Annotated in this window: 10 protein-coding genes, 1 tRNA gene, 3 rRNA genes, 1 other RNA gene and 1 other annotated feature; of the genes, 14 read left to right on the top strand and 1 reads right to left on the bottom strand. The window is 28.5% G+C overall.

Going from position 1 to position 10,201, the window contains the following annotated elements; all coding sequences use genetic code 11:
- The 12 genes from CHF27_RS12980 to CHF27_RS12925 all read left to right on the top strand — a co-directional run.
- A 23S ribosomal RNA gene (locus CHF27_RS12980) occupies window positions 1–152 on the top strand; the annotation flags it as partial.
- Between the two features lie 84 nt (window positions 153–236).
- Window positions 237–353, top strand: a 5S ribosomal RNA gene (rrf, locus tag CHF27_RS12975).
- Between the two features lie 234 nt (window positions 354–587).
- Window positions 588–1,100: a transcription repressor NadR gene (locus CHF27_RS12970; RefSeq protein ID WP_095406493.1), complete on the top strand. Its 513-nt coding sequence runs from the start codon at window positions 588–590 to the stop codon at window positions 1,098–1,100.
- Between the two features lie 52 nt (window positions 1,101–1,152).
- Complete coding sequence (locus tag CHF27_RS12965) at window positions 1,153–2,019, top strand: mechanosensitive ion channel family protein (protein WP_095406492.1); 867 nt, start codon at window positions 1,153–1,155, stop codon at window positions 2,017–2,019.
- 82 nt (window positions 2,020–2,101) lie between these two features.
- Window positions 2,102–2,324, top strand: a binding site (T-box leader).
- A gap of 171 nt (window positions 2,325–2,495) precedes the next feature.
- Window positions 2,496–3,779 (top strand): serine--tRNA ligase, encoded by a 1,284-nt coding sequence (gene serS / locus CHF27_RS12960; protein ID WP_095406491.1) that lies wholly within the window; start codon window positions 2,496–2,498, stop codon window positions 3,777–3,779.
- A 155-nt stretch (window positions 3,780–3,934) separates the two neighbouring features.
- A complete protein-coding gene (locus CHF27_RS12955; protein WP_095406490.1) occupies window positions 3,935–4,387 on the top strand; it encodes a nucleoside deaminase in 453 nt (150 codons plus the stop codon).
- A 3-nt stretch (window positions 4,388–4,390) separates the two neighbouring features.
- A tRNA-Ser gene (locus CHF27_RS12950) sits at window positions 4,391–4,485 on the top strand.
- Between the two features lie 31 nt (window positions 4,486–4,516).
- An RNA gene (ffs, locus tag CHF27_RS12945) (signal recognition particle sRNA large type) lies at window positions 4,517–4,781 on the top strand.
- A 123-nt stretch (window positions 4,782–4,904) separates the two neighbouring features.
- Complete coding sequence (gene dnaX, locus CHF27_RS12940) at window positions 4,905–6,530, top strand: DNA polymerase III subunit gamma/tau (protein ID WP_095406489.1); 1,626 nt, start codon at window positions 4,905–4,907, stop codon at window positions 6,528–6,530.
- 60 nt (window positions 6,531–6,590) lie between these two features.
- On the top strand, window positions 6,591–6,935 hold the full coding sequence (locus tag CHF27_RS12935; RefSeq protein WP_095406488.1) for a YbaB/EbfC family nucleoid-associated protein: 345 nt from the start codon (window positions 6,591–6,593) through the stop codon (window positions 6,933–6,935).
- Window positions 6,936–6,946: 11 nt separating this feature from the next.
- Window positions 6,947–7,546, top strand: coding sequence for a recombination mediator RecR (gene recR, locus CHF27_RS12930; RefSeq protein ID WP_095406487.1), 600 nt, complete (start codon window positions 6,947–6,949; stop codon window positions 7,544–7,546).
- Between the two features lie 144 nt (window positions 7,547–7,690).
- Window positions 7,691–7,906 carry a hypothetical protein gene (locus CHF27_RS12925; protein WP_095406486.1) on the top strand — a complete coding sequence of 72 codons (216 nt, stop codon included), beginning with the start codon at window positions 7,691–7,693 and terminating at the stop codon, window positions 7,904–7,906.
- A gap of 114 nt (window positions 7,907–8,020) precedes the next feature.
- Here CHF27_RS12925 and CHF27_RS12920 read toward each other — a convergent pair whose 3' ends face one another.
- A complete protein-coding gene (locus CHF27_RS12920) occupies window positions 8,021–9,214 on the bottom strand; it encodes an MGDG synthase family glycosyltransferase (RefSeq protein WP_095406485.1) in 1,194 nt (397 codons plus the stop codon).
- Window positions 9,215–9,400: 186 nt separating this feature from the next.
- Here CHF27_RS12920 and CHF27_RS12915 point away from each other — a divergent pair, with 186 nt between their 5' ends.
- Window positions 9,401–9,631, top strand: a complete 231-nt coding sequence (locus CHF27_RS12915) for a glutaredoxin family protein (protein WP_095406484.1) — start codon at window positions 9,401–9,403, stop codon at window positions 9,629–9,631.
- Window positions 9,632–9,951: 320 nt separating this feature from the next.
- A 16S ribosomal RNA gene (locus CHF27_RS12910) occupies window positions 9,952–10,201 on the top strand; the annotation flags it as partial.

Below are 10,201 nucleotides of genomic sequence, written 5' to 3'. Positions count from 1 at the left end.
GCTGAAAGCATCTAAGCGCGAAGCCTACTTCAAGATAAGATTTCCCACCGTAAGGGTAAGATCCCAGGAAGACTACCTGGTTGATAGGTCGAAGGTGTAAGTGCAGTAATGTATTTAGCTTAACGATACTAATAGATCGAGGACTTGACCAAGAATTAAAATGATAATTCCTAAATGTATGCAGTTTTTAGAGTATTAACTCTAAAACTTAATAGAAATGTTAAGCATAAAGATTATGTGGTTATAATAGCAAAGAGGATACACCTGTTCCCATTCCGAACACAGAAGTTAAGCTCTTTAGCGCTGATGGTACTTGGAGGGCAACCTCCTGGGAGAGTAGGACGTAGCCACGTAATCTTTTTATTTGTCAAAAAAAACTTCCTATAGGAAGTTTTTTGTATTTACATAAAATATAAAGTATATTATAGTAACTTAGAATATAATTCATTAGAAATAAATGAGAATTTAGCATTATTGATTTATTTTTAAATAAAATATAGAATAATAGAATAGACAATACAAGTAGAAAGAATACTTATAATAATGATTTTATAAATTTAGTTATTGTAATAGAAAGAAGGTGTATTATGGATTCTAATGAGAGAAGATACAGATTGTTACAGCTATTAAATTCGGCTAAATTACCATTAAAGGGAAATGAATTAGCTAAAGAGTTTAGTGTTAGTAGGCAAGTGATAGTCCAAGATATAGCAATTATAAGAGCAAGTGGAAGTGAAATAATAGCTACTCCTCAAGGATATATTGTATATAATAAAAATAAATCTATTAATAAGCAAATAAAATGTAAAAATCATAAAGATTATAATGAAATTTATGATGAACTAAAAATAATAATTGATAGAGGTGGAATTGTAGAAAATGTAATAGTAGAGCACCCTATTTATGGACAAATAAAGGCTATTTTAAATATATCTACGAATATTGATTTAGATAATTTTATCAATAAAATTAAAAATGATGGATTTAAGCAATTATCATTGTTAACAACATATAATCATATACATACAATACAAACTTCTAATGAAGAAGTTATGGATGCGATTTTAAATGAATTAAAGAAAAAAGATATATTATCGTAATACACCATATAAAAATGTATTAGGCATAATTTTTATAAGTAGGAGGATATTTATGCTAGCATCAAATAGTAGTATAACACAAAGAACTATAGATAATTTAATGGATAAGTTGGCAAGTAAAGGTCCAAATGTTTTATATGGAATAGTGATATTTATAATAGGGTTTTATTTATCTAAATGGGCGAAAAGATTAATAATTAAATGTCTTACAAAGTATAATTTAAATAAGGGAATAAGTAATTTTATAGTGTATGGAATATATATATTAATGCTATCAGTATTAGCTATGAGTTGTTTGGAAATGATAGGGATCAGAACAACATCAGTAGTTGCAGTGTTAGGGGCTGCTGGGTTCAGTATAGGTTTAGCATTTAAAGAAATATTATCAAATTTAGGTTCAGGTATGATAATTTTATTTTTCAAACCATTTAAAATAGATGATTATATACAAGGATCAGGTGTGGAAGGTTTTGTATCAGATATACAAATATTTAGTACGGTTCTAAAAACTCCAGACAATAAAACGATAATAGTTCCTAATTTTAAATTAACAAGTAATAATATAATTAATTATACGAATCAAGATAAAAGAAGAGTTGATTTTTTATATAATATTTCGTATAGCAGTAATATAGAATTAGTAAAAAAAATATTAAGAGATATTTTTGAAGAAGAAAGTAGAATTTTAAAAGAGCCTGAACCTATAATTGGAATAAACTCTATAGGAAATAATACAATACAGATAATTGCTAGGCCTTGGGTAAATACAGATGATTACTGGGATGTATATTTTGATACAATGGAAAAAGTAAAATATAAGTTTGATGAAAATGATATAAAAATACCGTTTTTACCAGAAATTTTATATAATAATAATGAGTTAAGTTTTACAAATCAAAATAACAATAAAATAATGTAAATAAATAAAATAAAAAAATTTGAATAATAGTATTGAAAGTTGTTAATATATATAATATAATGAGTATCAATAAAACAATTACTTAAAAGCAATGAAGGAAAATAGTAAAAAACAAGTTTGTATAAAGAGAGTGAGTGGTTGGTGTGAACTCATTACAATGGTTTTTGAATCCATTCCAGAGCTTCTAATCGGAAATTATAGTAAGATTAGACGTAAGCCTACGTTACAGGGTTGAGAGAATTATACATTTTTCAATGTATGATTAATTAGGGTGGCAACGCGGATAAAAGACTTTCGTCCCTTTTATAGGGGATATAAGGTCTTTTTTTTATTACAAAAAAGCGTTCATCAATAAAAATATTGCAATAAATTATTAACTTAAGTTTTGAATACATGCATGAAAAAAACGTTATCGATAACCTAAACAAGCAAAAAAGGGATTTTTTAAATAAATAAAATTATAGGAGGAAGTAAAAATGTTAGATATAAGAAGAATTAGAGAAAATTTAGAAGATATAAAAAAAGCTATGGATAGAAGAGGGGAAAAAGAATTTGATCTTGATGCGGTAGTTGCTTTAGATGACCAAAGAAGAGATTTACTTAAAGAAGTTGAAGTAATGAAAAATGAAATGAATGTTGAGTCTAAAAAAATACCGCAACTTATAAAAGAAGGTAAAGATGCAACAGAAGATAAGGCAAAATTAAAAGAGTTATCAGATAAAATAAAAGTATTAGATGAAAAAGTAAGAGAAGTATCTGGGGAAATAGAATACAATTTAATGAGAATACCTAATGTACCTCACCCAGATGTTCCACAAGGAACAACAGATGAAGACAATGTTGAGATAAGAAAATGGGGAGAAACACCAAAATTTAACTTTGAAGAAAAAGCTCACTGGGATATAGGAACTGATTTAGATATATTAGATTTTGAAACAGCTGGAAAAATAACAGGTTCAAGATTTACTTTATACAGAGGATTAGGAGCTAGATTAGAAAGATCTATAATAAACTTCTTCTTAAATACTCATACAGCAGAACATGGATATACAGAAGTATTACCTCCATTTATGGCTAATAGAACTAGTTTTATAGGAACAGGACAATTACCTAAATTTGAAGAAGATATGTTCAAACTAGAAGGCTTAGAGTATTTCTTAGTCCCAACAGCAGAAGTACCTGTAACAAATATACACAGAGATGAAATATTAACAATAGATCAATTGCCTATAAAATATTGTGCATATACTCCATGTTTTAGATCTGAAGCAGGTTCAGCAGGAAGAGATACAAGAGGATTAGTAAGACAACATCAATTTAATAAAGTTGAATTAGTTAAATTTGTAGCTCCAGAAGAATCTTACAATGAATTAGAAAAATTAACTAATGATGCAGAGAAAATGTTACAATTATTAGGATTACCATACAGAGTAGTTAGAATATGTACAGGAGATTTAGGATTTACAGCTGCATTTAAATATGATTTAGAGGTTTGGATGCCAAGTTACAATAGATATGTTGAAATTTCTTCTTGTTCAAACTTTGAAGATTTCCAAGCAAGAAGAGCTGGAATCAGATTTAAAAGAGATAAAAAATCTAAAGCAGAATATGTTCATACATTAAACGGTTCAGGATTAGCAGTTGGAAGAACCTTAGCTGCAATATTAGAAAATTATCAACAAGCTGATGGGTCTGTAGTAGTACCAGAACCATTAAGACCATATATGGGTGTAGATGTTATTAAAAAAGAACAATTATAAGATAATATAAATAATAAACTTTTAATAAAAAGTAAATTATAAAAGGGAGCTTAAAAAATAGCTCCCTTTTATAATGAAATTAAAAAAACAAATTTAAGTTGAATTATAAAATAAATTATGATAAGATAAGGATGTTATAAGTTTTAGGAGGAAACATGGAAAAGTCATTTTATATGAAAGAAGCAATAAAAGAGGCATATAAAGCATATGAAAAAGGTGAGACTCCTATTGGTGCAGTTATAGTTAAAGAAGGTAAAATAATCGCTAGAGCTCATAATTTAACTGAAACATTAAATGATTGCACAGCTCATGCAGAAATTTTAGCGATAAGACAAGCATCTGAGTTATTAGGCGGATGGAGACTTGTAGATTGTGACTTGTATGTAACTATGGAACCGTGTATAATGTGTAGTGGAGCTATAGTTAATTCTAGAATAAAAAAACTTATAATAGGAACTAGGCATATAAAAAATTCTTATATAGAAAAACAACATGAATTTAAAATAGATTATTTTAAATTTAATAATATAGATGTAACATTCGGCATTTTGCAAGAAGAAAGTTCTATTATTTTACAGGAATTTTTTAAGTTATTAAGGAAAAAATAAAATGGAGAGATGGTCGAGTCGGTCGAAGGCGCTCGCCTGGAAAGTGAGTATACGTCGTCAAAAGCGTATCGTGGGTTCGAATCCCACTCTCTCCGCCAGAGGAATAAATTAAATATGGTTGTAATTTTGCTGTACTAGATGGGGAGGTAGCGGTGCCCTGTAACCTGCAATCCGCTATAGCAGGATTGAATTCCATCTAGAGGCTTATTCTTTGTAGGGCTGCCCTGAATAAGTGGTGTTGATGCTTAGGTCCTACGCAATGAAAGCTCATGAACCCCGTCAGATCCGGAAGGAAGCAGCGGTAAGTGACCACTTTCGTGTGCCGTGGGGGTGCCTAAGTTGAGCTAACTGTTTAGGTAACGCTTATGAAATTAAGTCAATAGATGGTGTACAGCATTTAATATAAAAAAACTAATCCCTTTACATAAGGGATTTTTTTATTAAATAATGAAATATTAATTCATTATTTTGTAAATATATAAAGTACATGGATTTTTTTATTAAGGAGAGATAAAAAATGCACAAAGCATTGTATAGAGCTTATAGGCCTCAAACATTTAAAGATGTTGTTGGCCAAGAACATATTATTAGAACCTTAAAAAATCAGATAGATAATGATAATATAGGACATGCATATTTATTTTCGGGAACAAGAGGTACAGGAAAAACATCTACAGCAAAAATATTTGCAAGAGCTGTAAACTGTTTGAATAGCGTAAATCTAGAGCCGTGTAATGAATGTGAAGTGTGTAAGGATATATTGAATGATAGTATAATGGATGTTGTTGAAATAGATGCAGCATCTAACAATAGTGTTGATGATATAAGGGAACTTAGAGAAAATGTTAAGTACTCGCCTACAAAATCAAAATATAAAGTATACATAATAGATGAGGTTCATATGTTATCTCAAGGAGCTTTTAATGCATTATTAAAAACATTAGAAGAACCTCCATCTTATATAATTTTTATATTAGCTACTACTGAACCACATAAAATTCCAGCAACAATTTTATCAAGATGTCAAAGATTTGATTTTAAAAGAGTTACAGTCAAAGATATGATGTTAAGAATGAAAAATATTTGTGAAGAAGAAGAAATTGAAGCGGAAGATAAAGCACTTAATTTAATCGCTAGAAATTCACAGGGAGCGCTTAGAGATGCACTTAGTATATTAGACCAATGTATATCATTTGGAGATAATAAGGTTTTATATAAAGATGCAGTAGAATTACTAGGAACGGTTAATGTTGAGCAATTATTTAAAATGTCTCAAAATATAATAGATCAGAATACAAAAGAATCACTTCAAGACTTAAATGAATTTGTTATATGGGGGAAGGATATAAAGCAATTAATTAATGATTTAATAGATCACTTTAGAAATCTAATGGTTTGTAAAGTATCTAATGAATTAGATGAAATTATTTCTTTACCTGAAGAGATTATAGACAAGTTTAAGTTACAGTCAAAAAAAGTCGATACTAATGATTTAATAAGGATACTTAATATATTATCGGTTACTCAAGATACTATGAAAACAGCATCAAATCCAAGGGTTTTAGCAGAAGTAACTATGATGAAAATTGCACAACCTATGTTTGATGAGAGTAAAGAAGCGTTGATAAAGAGAATAGAAAATCTTGAAAAGGTAATTGAAAGTGGAAGTATTAAAATTGTATCATCTAAAGAAGAAGTTATAACAGCAGATAATAATACGATTGAACAAGAAGAAGTTATATATGAAGAAGTAAAAAGTGAAGATGTAAAATTAATAGAAGCATCATGGAAAAATATTTTACAGAAGATAAAAAAAGATAAGAAGATGCCAATATATGCTTTATTGAGTGAAGTTAGAAGTTTTAATGTTCATGCAAATATGTTATACATAGTTTTTGATGATAATTTTAGTTTTGCAAAGAGCAAACTAAGTTCTGTAGATACTATACAGTATATAGAAAATGTAGTAAGAGAAATACTTAACAGAAGCTTTAGTATAAAAATAGTATTAAAATCAGAAGTTAATAATATAGAATTAGAAATAAAAGAAGAATCTAAAGACAAAGGCGAAGAAATTTTAAAAAATATAGTAAGTGAAACTATACTAGAGATAAAAGATAGTATACATGAAAATCAAGAGTAATAATAAATACTATTATGATATAATATTAAAATAAAAATAAGTCAAGGAGGATGAATATTTATGGCAAAAAAAGGTTTTGGTGGAGGCATGATGCCTGGAAATATGAATAACCTATTAAAGCAAGCTCAAAAAATGCAAGAAAATATGCAAAAAATGCAACAAGAATTAGAAAATAAGGAAGTAGAATCTTCAGTTGGTGGAGGAGCTGTTACTGTTAAGGTTAATGGTAAAAAAGAAGTTTTAAACATATCTATAAAACCTGAAGTTGTTGATCCAGATGATATAGAAATGTTACAAGATTTAGTTTTAAGTGCTGTTAACGAAGCATTAAGAAGTGTAGATGATATGCAATCATCTCAAATGAGCAAAGTAACTGGAGGAATGAATATTCCAGGATTATTCTAGTAGGTGATAATATGCAACTTTATACAGGGCCTATATCTAGGCTTATAGAAGAGTTTTCAAAGCTTCCTGGAATAGGGAGAAAAACTGCCCAAAGATTAGCATTTCATGTTATAAATATGAATAATAATGATGTTGAGTCATTATCTAAAGCAATTATTGAAGCTAAGAGGGAGATAAAATATTGTTCAATTTGTTGCAATATAACAGATACAGATCCATGTAGTATGTGTTCTAATAAAAATAGGGACTCAAGTGTTATTTGCGTGGTAGAAGATCCAAGAGATGTAGCTGCTATGGAAAGAACTAGGGAGTTTAAAGGTCAATATCATGTATTAAATGGAGTGATATCTCCAATGGATGGAATAGGTCCAGATATGTTAAAAATAAAAGAATTAATCCAAAGACTAGGAAATCAAGATGTTAAAGAAATAATAATGGCTACTAACCCTACTATAGAGGGAGAAGCCACATCTATGTATATAGCAAGACTTTTAAAACCTATGGGAATAAAAGTTACAAGAATAGCTCATGGATTGCCTGTTGGTGGAGACTTAGAATATGCAGATGAAGTTACGATATCGAAGGCATTAGAAGGAAGAAGAGAAATATAGAAATCGAGGTTTTTTACCTCGATTTTTTTGTCATTTTATAGGAAAATTTTTTGTGTTAATTTTAATGTAGAATTATTGAAGAAAAACGTTTAGTGTTGTATAATTTGTTGTATATTTATCTAAAAATTTTAATAGGGGTGCAATATGAAATCAACTATGAACTTAGAAGAACATACGGCTATGAAGGAAAAAAGAAAAAAGAAAATGAAGTCCAAGGATAAAGGAAAGTTTAGTGAAAGTGATGACATGAGCATATTAATTAATAAAAAACCTAAAAAAGGTTTTAAAAGTAGTGAATTTAGAAATAACTACAAAAACTATCAATATGATTATGAGGAAGACTTTTATGAGCCAATGTAATAAAGAACAGGTTAATATCAAAAACTATTAAGTACTTATTAAAATATTATTATGTAAAAAATAATCCCTATTGATGAATCTAATAGGGATTTTATATATTTTAACAAAATTAAGTTATATTGTTTCGTTTAATATATCTACAACTAAGTTTGATATGTTTTGAGCAGAGTCAAACTTCCTTATAGATTTTATATTTTTTCTAAGGATGTCCAATCTAGAAGTATCATCTATAAGAACTTTTAAAAGGACTGATAAAGTATATTTTTTTGTAGTTCTAAGCGCTGCTCCGCAATTTGAAAGAAAATCTAAGTTTTCTTCTTCTTGACCCGGTATATAATAAGGGACAATCATAGGGACATCTTTAAGTAAAGCTTCTGTTGTAGTTAATCCACCAGGTTTAGTTATTAAAACATCTATTGAAGCTAGGATATCATTCATTTTATCTGTAAACCCAAGAACACGAACAGTTTTATTACAACTAGATAAATCTAATTTTTTCTCTAGTTTTTCTTTTAAATTTTCATTTCTTCCTGTTATTACTAAAACTTGAAAATCTCTATCTATTTGTATAAGTTCAGATAAAGTTTCTTTTATATTACCAGCACCAAAACTACCGCCCATAAGCAATACAGTTAACTTATCTGGAGATAATCCTAACTCAGTAAGAACAACATTTCTTTCTCTATTAGATAAGAAAGATTTTTCTACAGGTATACCAAAAGCTTTAACTTTATCACTTTCTACACCTTCAAATATAAGAAGTTCCTTTACGTATTCATGCCCAACTATATAATAGTCAATTTCATTTTGAATCCAAGTTGAATGAGTAGTATAATCTGTCAAGACAGATATCATTGGAGGAACCTTTAAATCATAATAATGTTTATGGAACGTATCTGATAATGAAGATACAGAAGTATATTTTTTTAAAGTGCTTAGTGCTATCATAGGAAATGGATGAGTACCTATAATTAAGTCAGGCTTAGTGTCATCTAGAAGCTTTTTAAATTTCTTTGCCATAAATGATGTAACAGGGTTGTCCTTAAATTCATTTTTTGATATTAAAGTAGTTTCCGAAAGTCTATATACGCTACCATAAGCCTTAGGGGTATATATAGCTGATTTTTCATATCCTCTAGAAATTATTTTATCCATAGTATTATTAACTAATTTTAAACTATCTATTATCTCGCACTCAACAGGAATACCACCAACAGATTGTTTGGTTAATTCTTCTTTAATAGCTCGAGCAGCTCTATTATGTCCTCCACCAGTAGAAGCAGACATAATTAATACTTTTTTGCTCATAATAAAAATCCTCCTAATATGTAGAGATATATTGTATAATAATATAATTATATATTTTAATTATACTCTTAATCATTTAATTTAATATTAATCTAAAAAATTAAATATAATTTAATATTAATCTAATACAATATTATAAAAAATTCAAGAGTAATGAAAGTTAAAATTAACAAGGAGAATAAACATATGAATAATATAGAAATATATACAAGTGATACATGTATAAATTGTATAAAAGTAAAAGAATACTTTAAGGAAAATGAAATAAATTTCACAGAAAAAAATATATCTAAAAATTCTGAGCAAAGAAAAGAACTGATTAAAATGGGGTATATGTCAGTACCGGTTTTAATTATAAATGGAGAACATGTACTAGGATTTGATTTGAAAAGAATTAATGAATTGTTAAATAAGTAAACAATTAGAGGTTTATTTTAATTAATAGATATACGTTAAGAAAAAAATAGATAATAAAGATAGAATAAATAAGAATTAAAAAGTGAAGAATATAAGAAATATTAGTATAGTAAATATATATATTTGAAATAAAATAAAAAAATGTAAAAAAAGTATTGACGGTATTTATTAATGATGATATAGTATTACTTGTCCTTAAGAAACGGACAAAACGAAAAAGAAAAAATGAACTTTGAAAATTAAACAGTAGGTTAATTTATAGAATTTGAAACAACCAAACAAAGCCAGATATATAACAGTATCTGAGCCCATCAAAACTTTTATTTGAGAGTTTGATCCTGGCTCAGGATGAACGCTGGCGGCGTGCCTAACACATGCAAGTCGAGCGATTTCCTTCGGGAAAGAGCGGCGGACGGGTGAGTAACGCGTGGGTAACCTGCCCTGTACACACGGATAACATACCGAAAGGTATGCTAATACGAGATAAAGTGCTATGAAGACATCTTCGAAGCACCAAAGCTTTAGCGGTACAGGATGGACCCGCGTCTGATTAGCTAGTTGGTAAGGTAA

This window comes from Romboutsia maritimum (genome assembly GCF_002251085.2).
GTDB lineage: Bacteria > Bacillota > Clostridia > Peptostreptococcales > Peptostreptococcaceae > Romboutsia_B > Romboutsia_B maritimum.
The sequence above is the reverse complement of the archived record's forward strand: the minus strand, read 5'-3'. Positions and strand labels throughout refer to the sequence as shown.